The organism is Corynebacterium sp. HMSC064E08 (assembly GCF_001811805.1).
GTDB lineage: Bacteria > Actinomycetota > Actinomycetes > Mycobacteriales > Mycobacteriaceae > Corynebacterium > Corynebacterium jeikeium_D.
Genome location: NZ_KV806700.1, coordinates 575,757 through 592,135 on the forward strand (window position 1 = coordinate 575,757; position 16,379 = coordinate 592,135).

Below are 16,379 nucleotides of genomic sequence, written 5' to 3' on the forward strand. Positions count from 1 at the left end.
TGTTCCTTAGCCGCCCCAACCGGGGTCGGCGTGCAGACAACCACAAAGCCGTGGCTGTCATGCACAGACAGAAGTTTTAAATAAAGCGTTAGCCCTGCAGATGGTTTGACCATCTGCAGGGCTAACGCTTTTCTATTTACTTTGACCTACCGCATGACTGTGCAACTTTACTCTGCGGTTTTACTGCACAGCCCTACGCGGTTGCTTTACTTCGTTGCCTTGAAGCGCTTTTCCACCTCGGCACCGAGCCAGGAATCAACGTTGGTCCAGTACTGGTAGACACGCTGCTCCACCTCTGGAGAAACACCCTGCATGGCACCGACGATGTTGTCTGCCAAGCGATCGCGCTCGGCATCGTCCATCACGTTGCGAACAAGGTCGCCTGGCTGCGAGAAGTCATCATCCTCAGGGTGCTGCACGTAGGCGCCAGCATAGAACTCTTCGCCCACACTCTCCCACTGACCAAAGGCACCAGCATCGACCTGGCCGGCGTGACCGGAGCGCACTGGGCAACCAGCAGCCTTAGCTGCAGCCGCAGTATCGGCCTCCGGACCGCGAGCAGTGGCGTTGGAGCCGTGAACCGGCAACTTCGGATCCGAGTAGTAGTACGTGGCCGCACCATCCTGCGAGAAGGAATTCACTGGGCAGCGAGACTGGTTCACCGGCAGCTGATCGCTGTTGACGCCAAGACGGTAGCGGTGCGCATCAGCGTAGGAGAACACACGCGCCAGCAGCATCTTGTCCGGCGAGAAGCCGACACCCGGGACCGTATTCGACGGTGCGAAAGCGGCCTGCTCAACCTCAGCAAAGAAGTTGCCCGGATTGCGGTTCAGAGTGAAGTGGCCGACCGGAATCAGCGGGTAGTCCTTCTGAGACCAGGTCTTGGTCAGGTCGAACGGGTTCACCTTGTAGCTGGCGGCCTCGTCGTAAGGCATGATCTGCACCTTGACATCCCAGGTTGGGTAGTCGCCGCGCTCAATCGCCTCGAAGAGATCCTGGCGAGCGTGGTCGGTGTTTTCGCCAACCAGCTCGGCGGCTTCATCATCCGTCAGGAACTCCCAGCCCTGGCGAGTCTTAAAGTGGTACTTAACCCAAAAACGCTCCCCTTCAGCGTTAATCCACTGATAGGTGTGAGAACCGAAGCCATCCATATGACGGAAGTCCTTCGGAATACCGCGGTCACCCATCAAGTAAGTGACCTGGTGAGCGGACTCCGGAGAGGCAGTCCAGAAATCCCACTGCATATTGGCGTCGCGCAAACCTGTGTCCGGCAGGCGCTTCTGAGAGTGGATGAAGTCCGGGAACTTAATGCCATCGCGGATGAAGAACACTGGCGTGTTGTTGCCCACGATATCGAGGTTGCCCTCTTCGGTGTAGAACTTCAGTGCAAAGCCGCGCACGTCACGCCAGCCATCCGGGGAGCCCTGCTCACCTGCGACAGTGGAGAATCGCGCCAGCATCGGCGTGACCGTGTTCGGCTGGAATACTGCAGCCTTGGTGTACTTGGAGACATCCTCGGTGATGGTCAGTTCACCGAAAGCACCTGCACCCTTAGCGTGAACAACGCGCTCCGGAATGCGCTCGCGGTTGAAGTGCGCGAGCTTTTCCAGCAGGTGGATGTCGTGGAGGTTAATACCTCCCTGTGGGCCATTGGTTAGCGAGTGCTGCTCTGTAGGAACCGGCGCACCGTTGAGGCGAGTGGTCGGGCCATTGGAGCCTTCATAGAGATTGGACATGGGGATTTCCTCCTAAAGACAGGGGCTAGATGGCAGTCACAACATGCCCTGACGTTTTCCACCCTACACGAAGTTTCATATTTTTCCTATCAGTCTCCCGCGATTGATATGTGGACTTAATTATTAGTCCGATTAGGTTCGCTGTATCAGCCACAAAAATCGACCCAAAAAGGGCAACATCTCCTCCACAAAAACCACACGCAATGACCGTCGTAAAGCACTTACCGCGCTTTCATGCAATACCTATCAGCACTGAATAAAAGGTATAGCCAGCACTACCACTGCCCGCGGAGGTTAAGGGTAGGATTTCACGCGTACCACGCTGTCAATTTGGATTCTGATCGGATACTTCTGCAGACATGAAAAAACAAGGGAGGGGCGCGAAAGCGCTCACAGTCTTCAAGTACACGCTGGCGTTGCTGGCGACCGTTGCGCTTCTCAAGATCGCATTCTTCCCCGCTAACGACGAGGACTATGCGCAAGCAACCGGTGATTTCTCCCAGCCCACCACGGAGCTATCCCCTCAGCGGATCAATAACACGCAGAAGCTGTCTGCCACCATCGTCCCGGACGAGCCCACCGTGATCCGCGCCAACGCTTCCGGCGAAATCACTGACGCCTATGTCAACAGCGGCGGCAACGCCGTAGAGGGGCAAAACCTGCTTCAGGTGAAGAAGACCTCGGTATCTGAGACTGCCAGCACCTCCGGCGGCGCGGATTCCGATGAAGAAGGCGCCGCAGCCGCCGCACCCGAAACTACCGTGACCTGGGGAAACATCACCGCTAAGGCCTCTGGCACTGTGCAGTGGGATATCGTCATCGGCCAGACGGTTGAGATCGGCCAGGAGATTGGCACGATTTCGCCGAACAGCTTCCACGCCGTAGCACCTATTAAGCCGAGCCAGCTGTACACGCTGGGAGACTCGATTAACAATGGCCGCCTCGCCATCACTGACGGCCCGGCACCATTTTTGTGTGATTCGGTGAAGACTGTCACGGGAAGTAGCGCGGGCTCGCAGAACACTGGCGCCGGAGATGGGGCTGGCATGGGTGCCGCCGCTGCTGGGAATTCCTCGGGCGGCCCACAGCTACGCTGTGACATTCCCGCAGATCAGACCGTCTACGAAGGTGTTCCTGCCACGCTGATTCTTGGCAGTGGCACCACCTCGGAGGTCCCAGCACTGCCGGTGACCGCCGTGGAGGGACGCTTCCGCGAAGGTGTCGTCTACGCTCCGGCTAAGGATGGCGGCAAGCCCACAAAGATCAAGGTTGAGCTGGGCGCCAACGATGGCACTTTCATTGAGATCAAGCGCGGCCTGAAGGAAGGCCAGCAGGTCTTGGAGTACGTCCCTTCCTACAAGGACGAGTCCGCCGGCGACGGCACTGGTGATGGCGCTGGTGATGGCAGCGACACTGGCTTCGATGAGTCCGGCGATGACGCTGGCTCTGAAAAGTAGGCCCGCGCCATGCTTAGTTTGACCGCAGTCACTCGAACAGTGACGCTCCCCAACGGCGAGGAGCTGCCTATTTTGAAAGGCATCGACCTCGACGTGCCCCGCGGTGAGCACCTCAGCATTGTCGGCCAGTCAGGTTCGGGTAAGTCAACGCTGCTGAACATCATTGGCATGCTCGATTTGCCGGACTCCGGCACGTACACGTTCGACGACACTGATATTTCCACCTTGTCGGACAGGAAACGCGCTGCACTTCGCGGCGATAATTTGGGATTCGTCTTCCAGCAATTCAATCTCTTCCCCTCCCGCACCACGCTGGAAAACGTCGAGGTTCCGCTGATGTACGACCGAGGTGAGAAGTTCTGGAATCGCACCGAGCTCGCCGCCGCGATGCTGGAGCGCGTCGGCCTGGGCGATCGCCTAGAGGCCACGCCTTCCCAGCTTTCCGGTGGTGAACAGCAGCGTGTGGCTATTGCCCGCGCGCTCGTGCGCCAACCGCAACTCATTCTTGCCGATGAGCCCACCGGTGCGCTCGATGTCGACACCGGCAAGATCGTCATGAATTTGCTCGAAGAAGTCGCGGCGGAAAACAACGCCGCATTGATTCTGATCACACACGATTTAGAGGTCGCCGAGCGCGGCGATCGTGTGCTTGAGCTTCGCGACGGTCAGTTGCACGCCGACTCCGTCCTGCTATCTGCTGCCAACGTCATGCACGGCTCCGAGGAGGTTGCTGATGACGACGAATAATGAAACCGAATCGAAGTCACGGCCTTCCTTCCTCTATGCAGCAACGCCTTATCTCGGCGCTCTGCTGGAAGCGTGGCATGAGCTGCGCATTAACCGTGGCCGCATCATGCTGTCGCTGGTCAGTGTGGCCGCCGCAGTGTGGGCGATGACTACGGTTATCGCACTTGGCAATATTCTCACCAGCTCTCAGGATGCGGTCACCGCACAGAGCACGGGTGTCGCCGGAACGGTCACGTTGACGGCCGGAGCGGGTAATTCCGATTCCGAGGAAGGCGGTAACTTCGGCGACGGTGGCTTCAGCGGTGACGGCAGCGCCGGCACAATGGCCGATAGCTTTGGAAGCTTCGGCGGCGAGGGCACCGGCGGAAACGGCCCGGACGATTTGAGCGTCATCAACCCAGACGGGTCTATCAACGACGCCTTTTCCGCTGCCACCCACCGCCTGGTGGAGACCACTCACGCCAACTTGTGGTCGCGAGTTCGAATGCAGCCAGCGACTCCCGAGCAAAATATGGATGACTGCGCCCCGGATGATTACGAGTGTTTTTCGCCAGGTACTCCCGAGCTGATCGCCGCTGACCCGGGATGGTTCGACATCTACGCCCGCACCATCGTGCAGGGACGCCGTTTAGAGGATGCCGATGGCCAGCGCTTGATGAACCCCGTCGTGATCAACGACCAGTTCTACGAAAGTCTGGGCAACCCAGCACTAGCCGACCATCCAACCTTCAGGTTGAAGGAAACGGGCAACACCACGTTCACCGTGGTGGGAGTGTATAAGTCCCTCGGATCGTGGGACGCCCCGAGCATCGTCACGCACTACGATTCCTTCCTCAACGCCGGCTACGAGGGACAGGTGGGTGAGCCGCAGCTTCTCGTCGCAACGCCTGAAGAGTCCGCGAAGGAGAACCAGAAGGCGCTGCACAACATTTTCCAGGCGGAGCTCGGCCCCAGCTGGAAGGTGAATACCTCCCTGTCGGAGAAGGACACGCAGATTTCCCAGGAGATGAATAACACCATCACCACTGCGCTGGGCATTATCGGCGGCATTGTGATTGCGCTTGGTGCATTGGGGCTGCTCACGGTCTCGATTGTCACCATTGGCCACCGCGTCCGTGAGATTGGTATTCGTCGCGCAATGGGCGCGTCGGCAGGCAGGATCTTTATCTCTGTGTTCCTGGAGTCGATTGTCGCCACGACGGTGGCGGGTGTGGTTGGCGTGATTGCCTCGATCATCACGGTCAAGCAGCTGCCGCTGGATAAGATGCTGGCGTTGCCGCTGGAGACCGGTGCCGTGGCCTACCCCGTCACGGCCGCTGTGATTGGCGTGCTGGTCGCAACATTAGTGGGTGCCTTGGCGGGCATCATCCCCGCCACTATTGCCGTCCGCGTCAAGCCCATCGACGCCATCCGCTTCTAGCATTTCAGCCCCTAGTTCGCCTGGCTGCGTCGCCTCCTGCTTTTTGCAGGTGAGGCCATGTGCAGCCAGGCGAATTATCTTTAGGTTTTAAGTTGCTAAGCTATGTCCATGACTCCCGCACGCCTCGTCTCTAATGACGAATACATCACGCAGCTGGCGCTGAAAGCCGGCCGCGGTGATCAGGCTGCGCTGACGGAGTTCGTGCGGCTGACGCAGAAGGACGTGTGGCGTCTTGTCGCACATCTGGGCGGCGTTGATGCCGCAGATGATTTAACGCAGGAGACGTATCTGCGTGTCATGGGGGCTCTTCCCCGCTTTGCGGCGCGTTCTTCTGCCCGCACGTGGCTGTTGTCGCTGGCCCGGCGCGTGTGGGTGGATTCGGTCCGCCATGATTCGGCGCGCCCGAAGAAGTCTGCGGTGGAAGTGGAAAACGCTGCCGAGCAGTTCACGACCGGCGAGTCGTGGTCAGAGCTCGCTGATGCCCGCGTGCTGCTGGAGCAGCTGCCGGAGGAACGCCGCGAGGCACTCATTCTGACGCAGGTGCTGGGGTACTCCTACGCGGAGGCCGCGGAAATCGCAGGTTGTCGCGTGGGCACTATTCGCTCACGCGTCGCCCGTGCGCGCCGTGATCTGGTTGCCGCGCTTGACGACGGCGACAGTGCCAGCGGCGACTCTGCAGCTGTGTAAACCCGCTCCCCCCAATGGACGTTGATCTTTCTTCTACCCCATTTTTGGAACACTATCGCGCATGATTGCTCAGTTGAGCGTAGGTTCTGCCTTAACTGATAGTTTTATACATTTCCTTATATTCGCGATACGAAACGGGTATATGAACTGCCCAGTACGCATACGTTCCATCTTTTCCGACGAGATTAGCTTTGTTTTGGGCCACCACCGACCAACTCACTGAGGAGCAGATTTCCCCATGAATAGACCTTCATGGATTTTCACTGTCACTGCCGTTATCACCGCTACAACCGGACTACCCGCCTACGCCGCCACCATTAACCAAGGTGATCCAGTAGTCATCATTCACGCTAATGGACCACAAGCTAGTGTCTGTACAGCTGGCTATGTCGACAAAACCAAGTCGCAAATCTACACAGCAGGTCATTGTGGACAAGAGGGAGACACAGTGACGGATGGGACCTTTCAGAAAATTGGAGTTTTCCAACCGTCTCCCACCTATGACCATTCACTAGATACGGGGAACGATATTGGCGTTGTCTCGCTTGACGACCCCGCTACTGCAGGCGTGAATTCGTATTCGGGCGACTCAATGCTATCCCCCACCGATGTTCAAACTGGCGAGACAGTCTGCATATACGGAAATACTACGGGGAAAGTTTCCTGCGGTTTAGCCGCTGATCGCGAGGCATACCAAATCGAGGACAACGCTCTACAGGTTCAAAACGTACAGGCTCAACGCGGCGATTCCGGAGGGCCTGTATGGGTTCCGGAGAAAGGTGCTGTCGGTGTTGTTTCAACTACCTGGAACATCATCGATGGGAACGGACAGAAGCTGGGTTCCTATATCACCGCTAATTCACCCTGGTAAGAGCGCTTTGTTTACGTAGGGCTTGTCATCCTCTGAGGTCACGTCACCCGACCGAGGAAAACAAGCCATCACCGATAGCCAAAGGCGAAAGCCCGCCTCTCCTACCGATTACTCAGTAGGAGAGGCGGGCTTGATTCGTCAGAGGGAATTGGCTCCCTCCGAATCCCTAGCTCTTAAGCGTTACGACGTCGCATTGCGAAGACTCCGGCAGCTGCCAAAGCAGCACCAGCCATCGCCCACAGTGCCACACCGTTGCCACCAGTCTTAGGCATTTCGCCCTTGGTCACATCGGCAATCTGCAAAATGCCCACCTTCGAATCACACTCTGGAATGCCAGTCTTATCGCACTGATTTCCAGACACTGCGACACCGCCACCGGAGAGAACTTCGATAATCGCATTGCCCTTTTCATCCCACGCCGTGGAGAACTTAATGGGCTCAACGAGCAAGTTGTAACCCTGCGGTGCCTTAGTTTCAATCAGGTAGTAAACACCCGGCGCATCCAGGCCCTGGAGTTCAACACGGCCCGCAGTGTTTGTCTGAGACTGTCGCACTACTGGGTTCGTATCAAGGTTGACACTTCCGTCAGAATTCAAGTTCAGCGCGCCATTGGGGTCGGCACGGTGAACTGCAAACTCTGCACCGTCGAGCAGTCCGCCGGTTTGAATCTGATCCGGCGCATCCGGGTTGTAGCTGACCTTCTCCAAGAAGATTCCCATCTTCTTTTCTGGAGGGGTCAACGGGATACAGTCGGTATCCTTCCAACCGCCCATTTCTGCCTCATTCATAAGGCCAAAGTTGGGTTCGTAGAGACCATTCTCCTCATAGCAACGGTAGTTACCGGACGGCTCTGATGGGTGCCCTTCAGGCACAGATGTTTCATCCAACTTCGATGCGTCGAGAGTGAAACGAACAGTGACCTCATAGACATGCTTGCCGGTACTACCGTCAACACCTTCTGGTTTCGTAATCTTCGGAGTGTTGTTGCCATTTAATGCATACGGACCTGGGCCACGGAATTCCCTAGGCTCACTTAGGCGGTTAAATTCGTCGCGGAACACTACCGTTGCCCCGGTGACGGCCGCCGCACCGACAAACTTCGGCGTGTCTACCAGTTGCCCATAGACGACTTCATTCGACTCGTACCCCGGAGTCTTAGGGTACTCCACGACCACGTTGTACCTTGCAGTAAATTCATTTTGCGTGCCCGGTACCGGCTGAGGTTCTGTATCTACCGCAACCTTGTCTACGCAAGCTTCAGTGGAGACATTATCCGCGTCACCCGGACCCGACTCAGAGTCTGTTGCGACGAGCTTCACACGGTTAGGGCTACAGACTGTCTTTAGATTGCCGTGTTCATCTGTACGCACTGGAGCAGATACAACGAATTCAACCTTTGCATGAGGAGGAATCGTACCGACATAGCCGGTCATGTATTTTCCTTCGCCTCCCGCAGGGGCTGCCGCATTCATGCCCGCAAAAATACCGCTGCCGGCACCAATCTGGTCTGGTCCGGGTTTACGTCCGTTGACCAACGAAGACCCGGGACCAAAGCCCTCAAACTTCGCAGTTGGCTCCTTAGCATTTACACCGTAATGGGTATCTGTCGGAAGGTACTCGTAGAAAGTACCACCGGAGCTTGGGAAATCACTCGTGTTTTCTACCGTAATCGTCCAGAAGGTTCGTGGAACTCCATTGACAATCTCCGTCTTAGAGCGGAGCTTTTTCACAGCAAGGTTGGACTGAAACTCTGGCGGAGGCGCCACCAAGTTAGACGCCGCGTCCGTATTGAACGAATCCGGAAGATTGTTCAGAATGTTAACCAACTCAAAGGTCGGCTGGCTGGAGGAAGGGTTGTCAATCTTTAGCTCAAAGCCATTTTGGCCAGCACTTTGACTACCAGCACCAAAACCCAGATTTCCGTTCGCGTAAGTCCAGGCCTTACCCCAAGAGGCTGAGCTAAATTCAACCTTGCGTCCATCGAGCGTGGTCAGGTTAGACAAATCCCAGGTAGAGATCTGGCCCGTAGCAGTATCGATCCGCTCCAGAATCACCCTATCTCCGGCCTTCGCCTTACTCTGGAAGCCCCACATATACCGTGGCGCTTCCGGGAGTACTGCCCAGTCTTCCGAGTAGGAGGCTTGGTTACCGAAGACTCTCTCTGCGGTGGAATTATCTGTGTTGACCCGGTAGAGCTTTCTGGTACCCGACGTCGAGGTATTGGCCACAAAGTAGCCATTTTCGGTCCATACACCTGTATTCGAGACATTACGGTCGCCATCAGTTTCGAACGCAGTGACTTGGGTTCCTGGTTTCGTAATCGGCCCCAGATTGTGGACCTCGCCTGTGCGAGGGTCAATCTGAAGCAGATTACCGCCTGGGTAGCAGGGATTACCTTCGAGACCATGCACTTGGCTCACCGCGTAAAGCCAATTGTCATTCGGGTCATATGCCAAAGAGTTATAGACCCAACGCGATCGACCGACCTCCTGGTAGGCCTTACCTTGATCAATTTGTCGGCTCAAAATCGAGGTATCTCGCCTAAGGTCCTTCGGTGTACTGGTGACGACGTACACCGGGCTGCCGTAGGCAAACTCTTCAGCCGTCAGCTGACGCGGTGGCAGCTTTCGGACTACTTCCGTCTCTGGGGTCGGGTTCTCGCACTTCGGGACGATTGGCGGGCTGGGAAGATTAAAAGTCGCCGAAAAAACCGTGTTGGCAGGACCACGATGCACGCCCTTGAACTGGATCTGTGTGCTACCACCGATAGTAATCTGCGGCAAAGTTACTTCGTATTGCGTATTGCTAATTCTCTTGTAGGGAACTGCAATCTCGCGCCATTTGCCACCCTCATCAGTGTAGAAAATGGTCAAATCGGCCTGATTGGTGGAAAGGTAACTCGTTATATTCGATTTGAGAATGACCTTAGTTCCAGCGGGTAGGGTAATCGATCCATTCGTCAACTGATCCGAAGGAATATTAAAGTTCGGAATATAGCGACTCCCCTTGAGGACGTAGTCAGTATTTTGGGGAATCGTAAAAGTATAAGGTCCGTCAGCCGCCGCCGGTGCAGCCATCCTCTGTGGCGCACGCTGCGGTTGTGCAGCACGAGGTGCCGCTACCGGATCTTCAAGGGAGGGCTCTGACACCTCAAGCGGTGGCTCACCGGCTTCCACTCCCGGAACATCGGGCGAATCGGCAGCAACAGAGGCGTCTTCCTGCTCGACCGCGCTAGAAGACTCAGATGGTTTAGCCGACTCCGAATTATCTGGCTGAGGGGCTCCAGAAGTCTGAGCAATCTCGCCTGATGCTGCTACCGAAGTATTGCTGAAGATAGCGCCACTCGAAATTTCGGGGGTCTCAAAAACAAACGTTGTTCCATCGGCGACTTTAGCGTTCAAGCCCGTAATGCTGAACTTTACGGGATTCGAAGAAACATCGACCCCTAGATTGTCTCCCTCACGGAGAGCAATCTTTTTACCATTGATGGTCAACGAATACTTGCCGTCGGCAAACTCCAAATCAGAGGCACTATCTGCGCTAATCTCCAACTCGCTGAGAATTGCATCACTGGCAAACTTTCCTTCAAACTTCGCGGTATCACCGCTGGTGACCGTTAACTGGTCGCCTGACGTCAACGCCACACCGATATCAGTGGTCTGCGCTTCCGCCACAACACCAGCCACCTCTGGCATGCCTGCTGGCATGACAACACCGAAAGTGAGGGTCAGCGCCGCAGCGACCGACGCCATCACGCGCACATTTCGCCGCGCGGATTTCGGCTTGCTAAACATTGTCCAGGACATTAGCGTCCCTCACTTCCTTTATCTTTCTTCCTGCTCACCGCAATAATGATGAAGCCCGCACCAATTAATGCGGCAGCTGCCGCCACCAATCCAGCAACCTGCACACCTGTCAGCGCCAGAGAACCTGATGCCCCTGACGATGACGACTGGCCTTGACTTGAACCTGACGCCGATTCGCCAACCGGTGTCTTCGGAGGTTTGGTGGGCGCAGTAGTAGGCGTTGTCGCCGGAGTAGTCCTACCATCCTCCGGAGTCGTCGGAGGAGTGTCCGGCGGAGTCGTCGGCGGTGTCTTAGGTGGCGTCGTCGGAGGTGTCTTAGGTGGAGTTGTCGGAGGTGTTGTCGGTGGTGGAGTTTTACCCGGCGTATGCGACTTCGCCACGATGACGCCTTCGACCGGGTTGGGGTCTTCCGTCACTGTGTGGAAAGGTACCGCGACCAGGAAAGCGTTGATTTCACGGTAGTTACCGTCCGGCGCACTTGAGGTCACAAGGTAGATACCGTCGACAAGCCCGGAAAACTGAACCTCGCCGTTGGCATCTGTCACCTTGGAAAGGTTTAAGTCCTTGTTCCATTTTTGGATTTCGTCAAGGCGGGCCGATTCCACTCGCTTCATATCCGCTGGATTTTTGGGGTCAATCCCCTCCAACCGATCTAGGTGAATGGTCACTCCCTCAACGGAACCTGCGACAGTCTGACCGTCATCATCGGGGTTTCCCTTGGTCAAACGAATCTTCAGCACATTCGTGCCAACAGACTGCTCGACTCCCGCCACGCCGTCACGTCCTGCGACAGGGACAGCCTGCGCGATATCCGCACCTGCCCCAAGGCCAGCGCAGGTGAAAGCAAGCGCAATGGTTCCTGCAACTACGCTGTTCAGCCGGTTATCACGGTTATTAATCATTGTCATGCTCCCACCAGCGGTCTTCATCGTCTCCGTCTTGCTCGGAAGCTGATTGCGGCTGCGACGGATCCGATTTTTCAGCTCGCTTTCTCGTGCGCCTGTGGCGACCGCCAGCGCGATGGCTGGTAACGCTTTCGTCGGCCTGATCGCCGTCATAGTTATCAAAGGAATCTTCGGCCATATCGCCGTCGTGATTGTCTTCATCGAAGGCGTCGTCAATATCTTCCAGCTGGCGTTGACGCCATACCCACCAGGCAAAAGCGGTGCCAAGCACTAGCACGACTACAAGCAAGGTGTACATCCACCACTGCCAACCCGCACCGTGGGTCTGACTGAAAACTTCATCATCCGCTTCATTCAGCGGCACTTGATGGCCACGCACCAAAAGCCTGTGGGTGTTAATGCCATAGGGCGTACACGTAATAAGCGTGACGTAGTCCTGATTGGGCACAGGCCTCAAATCGTCAGTTTCGTGTGGCAGAACGACCTTAATTTGATCGACTACATACTTGAGCCGATGACCGGACACCTGAATATAAAAGGCGTCACCTTCACGGGCTTTGGCTAAATGGTCGAACATTGTTGAGTTCGACAGACCAGTGTGCCCAGTGATAATCGAATGCGTTCCGACGCCGCCGACCGGTAAATCGGATCCATACAAATGACCTAAACCACGTTGCAGGGTCTCATCCGAGGTTCCATGCAGTACAGGCAAATCTACATTGATGGATGGGAAAATGAACCGAGCCATCGCTTCGGTCTCATTTAGTTGATTTAAGTACTCTGCGTACTCGGGATTATCCGCATGGATGCGGTTCAACCACGGGTCCAGGATTGGACCGGTATCGCGGCCCTCGTTGTACGCATGCGCCCGTTCCCACTGTGTGTTCTTCACATCTTGTGGAATGTCTTTATCCAACTGCGCATACGCTCGCGCGGCGCGCGACGCATTCATGTTGTTCCATGCTGTCGACACCACCGGGTACAGCATGACCAACAAGCCGATTACAACAATAATTGCGGGCAGCGTAAGGCTTTTACGGGCCGGCTTTTCTGATTGCTGGCTAGCATCCAGCTCGACTACCGAAGCAGACGACTGTTCCACGGGACAACTCCCCAAAGATTCCTAAATACGCATAGCCTTCAACAGCCAGATACACCAAACCCGCCGCCAATTGCCACTGCGCAGACAACCAAAATCAATCACAACAGCAGCGCACTGACCACAGTGCGCTAGGCAAAGCAGGGTACACAACGCGTACCCTGCTTCACCGTCCTTAGAGCGGCTTTCGCTCTAAGGCACCGAGTACAAACTCGGATTTAGTTCTTCGATCCGCGGCGAGCGAACCATGCACCAGCTGCGACGATAGCTGCACCGATGGCAGCCAGGATGCCGACACCGGCACCACCAGTCATCGGCAGGTTTGGAGTGTCCTGCTTGATGTTCTCAATCTCAGAAACCAAAGTGACCTCATCGTCACCCTCGCGCTCACCGGTTGCAGATACATTGGCTCGAGTGAACTCAATCTCAGTGACATCCTTTTCCGGCAGCGCGTAGCCAGCAGGAGCCTTGGTCTCCTTCAGGCAGAACTTCTTGGTTGCCGGGGCTTCCTTGCCATCCTCGAAGTCAGTCAGGTGCAGACCATCAATGGTGAAAGTACCGTCAGCACCGGTGGTCCACTTGTCCTGGTCCTTGACCTTCAGCTTCGCGCCCAGGTCAGTTGCCGAGGTGCACTGGTAGAGCTCGAACTCAGCGCCTTCCAGGACCTTACCGGCCTCCTTGCCGTCCTTCTTCACAACCTTCAGCTTGCCGTGGTAGGTCACGACCTCGTTGGTCTTGTTCTTGACCTCGTTACCGGTATTCGGGTTGTTGAAGATGACGTCAGCCTGGTTCCTCAGCTCAGTGGTGTCACCAACCTCCTTGCGCTTGACCTCGAAGGTCAGGGACATCTTGGCGCCGGACTTAACCTTGGCCAGACCCTGCTCAGTCAGCGTGACGACGAGCTTGTTGCCATCGCCAGCCGGATTGTTGACAGTGTAGTCACCGTCACCCAGAACGACCTCTCCAGCCTTGACCTCGGTAACCTTCTGGAAGTCCAGGCGCTGATCCAGCTGATCCTCGAAACGGAAAGCAGTCAGGCTCTTGTCCCCACCCCAGGTCGGAGCGTCAGCATCAATGGTGTAGGTGTATGCGTCCTGGATGTGCTTGTCCGCATCCTTGACGGTCTTTACGGTCTTGGTCTCCGTGTTCTTCGGGTAAGCAACGACGTCGTAGTTCCACGCATCGGAAGCCTCATTGACCATCGGAACAGAAACGATGAACGGAGCACCAGCAACGATGCCGGCCGGAGCGTCCGTTTCCTCGACCAGGTAGATACCCAGCTCCAGGTTCTGGAACGACACCTTGCCATCGGCACCGGTGGTCTGCTCAAACGTCTTGTCGGTCTCGTGGCCCTTGGCATCGGCAGCGTTCTTCGGGAAGGTCGACCAGTCACCATTCTGCAGGTCGTAATCCAGCTTGGTGATCCTGTAGGTCACACCAGCGAGCGGCTCGCCCGGTACACCCTCCATCTCCTGGCCGGTAGCCGCAGTGTCCGACTCAGCACCCTTCTTCTTGTGGAGGGTGATCGACCCCTTCTTGTTGAAATCGATGTTTGCCTTGTTGACAGCCCCCTGCTCAACAGCAGGCCCTTCAGGCTGAGCAATAGCAGCAGGAGCAGAGATGCCCATAGACAGGCCGACGATTGCGGCGAAGGTTACCGAACGAGCGGTACGAGAGAACTTATTCACGGAAAACAGGTCCTTTACAACGGTCCAAAATGAAGCGACACGCTTCAATACGTCTCGCGATTCACTCCAGACGGCGACACTAACGTTCCCCGACTTGCCAAAACTGAGACTTTCCTTAAGAGAAAGACCAGTCTGTCTAACCTTTTAAGCCTAAGCGTAATGAACTTTAATGTTTATATGTTCAAACATTGCAGCTCAAGCCCATTGCTCGCTCGGTTAATAGCGCTCAGTGAACCGCTTATAAATAACTTAACCTGTTCAGCACTTTGTTGATACTCGACATAGAAAAGACACCAAGGCGGACACCTGAGAAACCTACACAAACGTAAGAATTGCAAGAGATTGATATCTTTTTATCGAGGTCACAGCGGTTTTTTCCCACCACACCCGAAACCCTCTCAATTTCCCACACAATCAAACCCACCCAAAAATGGGGGTAGTCAATTGCCTTATAGCGATGACTCCCATGTGTAACCATTATCGCCGCAGCGCACGCCGGGAAAATGAGGACTTATCAACCTTCTCGTGTTTGCTGTCACATCATCGTCGGCAAGCGAAAGCAAAAACCGTTTGAAGCAAAACGCCCCGCGGCGCACCACCCTGTACTAGGACCTGTAAAAGCACAGAGGCAGTAAACGACACGGGGCGCGCTGTGGCGTCACAAGAGGCGTTTAGAGAACCGCCCAGTAGTGAACATCGTTGTAGCCGTTGAGCTTGAGGACGTCACCAATCTGATCGACCTTCTTCTTGCCCTCAGGGGTCATGCCATCTGGCATGATCTGCACGTCAGCGCTGTGATCACCAGTGAAGGTGATGTTGACGTAGTCCTTGCCATCGCGATGCTCGAGCTCGAAGACGTAGCGGTTGACGGCTAGCTTGCCCGAGTGGAGGAACCCACCCTTGCCCGGAGCGACAACTGCAGTGTCAGCAGAGTTTGCAGGTGCAGCTACCGCCTGTGCGGCAGTAGCAACCGGAGCGGCAAGCACGAGTGCGCCCACACCCCAGACACCAATTTTCTTCAACATGTTCATAGGTACTTCCTTATCTTCTGTGTTTCTGCAGGGTTTCTGCAGATTTGTTCTGTGTTTTTCTGCGACTGCCGGCGCCGCCGTTGTTCGACGGCGTTCAACAGTCGCAGCCAATGAAATTGGTCAATGAATCGAGGCTGCGCCCTAGTGCCCTAGTGCGCTAGGGCACTGGATTAGCGCACTGGAGTGGCCTCGACGATGATGTTGTCGGCGTAACCCAACGTGCCGCCGACGAACTCGCCTCCGCAGGTGATGAGGACCAAGCGGTTCTCACCAACTGCATCGTTGACGACCTCAGGCATCTGAGCGCCCTTGACCACCTGGATCGGATCCTTGCTGACGGTGAAGTCTCGGCTTTCGCCATCCACCTTCACCGTGACAGTGTCACCAGCCTTCAAGTCAGCGAAACGTGCAGCGTAACCATCACCCTGATCCACCTCATTGACGTGGCCAGTAATGACGGACGATCCAGCAGCACCTTTCTCACCGGGAATCGCTGAAGCTGAGTACCAGCCCAGGCGAGAAACATCGGTCGGAGGAATCAGAGATCCCTGATCAGTCAGCTGAACGAAATCAATCGGAGCCGACTTACCATCAATGAGCATCTCCATCTCGTGCACAGCTCCCCGAGAACCCGGTGCTGGAGTGGGCAGATTCTCCTGCGCACCTTCGAGCGCCGAATCATTGCGGTGCAGTTGGGCAATCACCAGCAGAGCGATAACGCCGATTAATGCGATAGCGGCGATATACACCCTTGGCTGCTTCCACCAAGGCACGTCCTGCAGGTCTTCGACTTGGCCATCGGCCTGGTCTTCGTCCTGGCCAAACGCATCAACGTGGTCGAGTGCGCCGGTTTCGGTTTCCGGTTCGATGCCTGGTGTATTTCCAGGTTCCTTGCCGGTCTCGTCCGAGCCAAACTGATCAGTCATGGAATC

11 protein-coding genes and 1 pseudogene are annotated in these 16,379 nt (G+C 55.9%); 5 read left to right on the forward strand and 7 right to left on the reverse strand.

Annotated features, from left to right (window positions below):
• Window positions 1-206: 206 nt before the first annotated feature.
• Window positions 207-1,736, reverse strand: coding sequence for a catalase (locus HMPREF2820_RS08210; protein WP_070603603.1), 1,530 nt, complete (start codon window positions 1,734-1,736; stop codon window positions 207-209).
• A 359-nt stretch (window positions 1,737-2,095) separates the two neighbouring features.
• On the opposite strand from HMPREF2820_RS08210, the gene HMPREF2820_RS08215 reads away from it, so the two are divergent.
• The 5 genes from HMPREF2820_RS08215 to HMPREF2820_RS08235 all read left to right on the forward strand — a co-directional run bounded on the left by HMPREF2820_RS08215 (window position 2,096) and on the right by HMPREF2820_RS08235 (window position 6,918).
• A complete protein-coding gene (locus HMPREF2820_RS08215; RefSeq protein ID WP_070603604.1) occupies window positions 2,096-3,193 on the forward strand; it encodes an efflux RND transporter periplasmic adaptor subunit in 1,098 nt (365 codons plus the stop codon).
• 9 nt (window positions 3,194-3,202) lie between these two features.
• Complete coding sequence (locus HMPREF2820_RS08220) at window positions 3,203-3,940, forward strand: ABC transporter ATP-binding protein (RefSeq protein ID WP_070603605.1); 738 nt, start codon at window positions 3,203-3,205, stop codon at window positions 3,938-3,940.
• Window positions 3,927-5,360, forward strand: a complete 1,434-nt coding sequence (locus tag HMPREF2820_RS08225; protein ID WP_070603606.1) for an ABC transporter permease — start codon at window positions 3,927-3,929, stop codon at window positions 5,358-5,360. The genes HMPREF2820_RS08220 and HMPREF2820_RS08225 overlap by 14 nt, the downstream gene beginning before the upstream one ends.
• A gap of 102 nt (window positions 5,361-5,462) precedes the next feature.
• Window positions 5,463-6,047 carry an RNA polymerase sigma factor gene (locus tag HMPREF2820_RS08230; RefSeq protein ID WP_210398710.1) on the forward strand — a complete coding sequence of 195 codons (585 nt, stop codon included), beginning with the start codon at window positions 5,463-5,465 and terminating at the stop codon, window positions 6,045-6,047.
• Between the two features lie 238 nt (window positions 6,048-6,285).
• Window positions 6,286-6,918, forward strand: coding sequence for a trypsin-like serine protease (locus HMPREF2820_RS08235; protein ID WP_070603607.1), 633 nt, complete (start codon window positions 6,286-6,288; stop codon window positions 6,916-6,918).
• A 173-nt stretch (window positions 6,919-7,091) separates the two neighbouring features.
• Here the strand turns inward: HMPREF2820_RS08235 and HMPREF2820_RS08240 are convergent, their stop codons facing one another.
• The 6 genes and pseudogenes from HMPREF2820_RS08240 to HMPREF2820_RS08265 all read right to left on the reverse strand — a co-directional run bounded on the left by HMPREF2820_RS08240 (window position 7,092) and on the right by HMPREF2820_RS08265 (window position 16,373).
• Window positions 7,092-10,724: a prealbumin-like fold domain-containing protein gene (locus tag HMPREF2820_RS08240; protein ID WP_070603608.1), complete on the reverse strand. Its 3,633-nt coding sequence runs from the start codon at window positions 10,722-10,724 to the stop codon at window positions 7,092-7,094.
• Complete coding sequence (locus tag HMPREF2820_RS10920; RefSeq protein WP_168164051.1) at window positions 10,724-11,626, reverse strand: isopeptide-forming domain-containing protein; 903 nt, start codon at window positions 11,624-11,626, stop codon at window positions 10,724-10,726. Before HMPREF2820_RS10920 ends, HMPREF2820_RS08240 begins: the two co-directional genes overlap by 1 nt.
• Before the next feature lie 285 nt (window positions 11,627-11,911).
• A pseudogene (locus tag HMPREF2820_RS08250) lies at window positions 11,912-12,653 on the reverse strand (class C sortase); the annotation flags it as partial.
• A 293-nt stretch (window positions 12,654-12,946) separates the two neighbouring features.
• Window positions 12,947-14,416 carry a SpaH/EbpB family LPXTG-anchored major pilin gene (locus tag HMPREF2820_RS08255; RefSeq protein WP_070603682.1) on the reverse strand — a complete coding sequence of 490 codons (1,470 nt, stop codon included), beginning with the start codon at window positions 14,414-14,416 and terminating at the stop codon, window positions 12,947-12,949.
• A gap of 671 nt (window positions 14,417-15,087) precedes the next feature.
• Entirely contained in the window at window positions 15,088-15,447 is a 360-nt protein-coding gene (locus HMPREF2820_RS08260) for a hypothetical protein (RefSeq protein WP_070603610.1), read from the reverse strand.
• Window positions 15,448-15,617: 170 nt separating this feature from the next.
• Window positions 15,618-16,373 carry a class F sortase gene (locus HMPREF2820_RS08265; protein ID WP_070603611.1) on the reverse strand — a complete coding sequence of 252 codons (756 nt, stop codon included), beginning with the start codon at window positions 16,371-16,373 and terminating at the stop codon, window positions 15,618-15,620.
• Window positions 16,374-16,379 lie beyond the last annotated feature (6 nt).

What these genes read in the sequence shown, in the direction of transcription:
- HMPREF2820_RS08210 (WP_070603603.1), bottom strand. Translation starts at nt 1,736, where the DNA reads ATGTCCAATCTCTATGAAGGCTCCAATGGCCCGACCACTCGCCTCAAC.
- HMPREF2820_RS08215 (WP_070603604.1), top strand. Translation starts at nt 2,096, where the DNA reads ATGAAAAAACAAGGGAGGGGCGCGAAAGCGCTCACAGTCTTCAAGTAC.
- HMPREF2820_RS08220 (WP_070603605.1), top strand. Translation starts at nt 3,203, where the DNA reads ATGCTTAGTTTGACCGCAGTCACTCGAACAGTGACGCTCCCCAACGGC.
- HMPREF2820_RS08225 (WP_070603606.1), top strand. Translation starts at nt 3,927, where the DNA reads ATGACGACGAATAATGAAACCGAATCGAAGTCACGGCCTTCCTTCCTC.
- HMPREF2820_RS08230 (WP_210398710.1), top strand. Translation starts at nt 5,463, where the DNA reads ATGTCCATGACTCCCGCACGCCTCGTCTCTAATGACGAATACATCACG.
- HMPREF2820_RS08235 (WP_070603607.1), top strand. Translation starts at nt 6,286, where the DNA reads ATGAATAGACCTTCATGGATTTTCACTGTCACTGCCGTTATCACCGCT.
- HMPREF2820_RS08240 (WP_070603608.1), bottom strand. Translation starts at nt 10,724, where the DNA reads ATGTCCTGGACAATGTTTAGCAAGCCGAAATCCGCGCGGCGAAATGTG.
- HMPREF2820_RS10920 (WP_168164051.1), bottom strand. Translation starts at nt 11,626, where the DNA reads ATGATTAATAACCGTGATAACCGGCTGAACAGCGTAGTTGCAGGAACC.
- HMPREF2820_RS08260 (WP_070603610.1), bottom strand. Translation starts at nt 15,447, where the DNA reads ATGAACATGTTGAAGAAAATTGGTGTCTGGGGTGTGGGCGCACTCGTG.
- HMPREF2820_RS08265 (WP_070603611.1), bottom strand. Translation starts at nt 16,373, where the DNA reads ATGACTGATCAGTTTGGCTCGGACGAGACCGGCAAGGAACCTGGAAAT.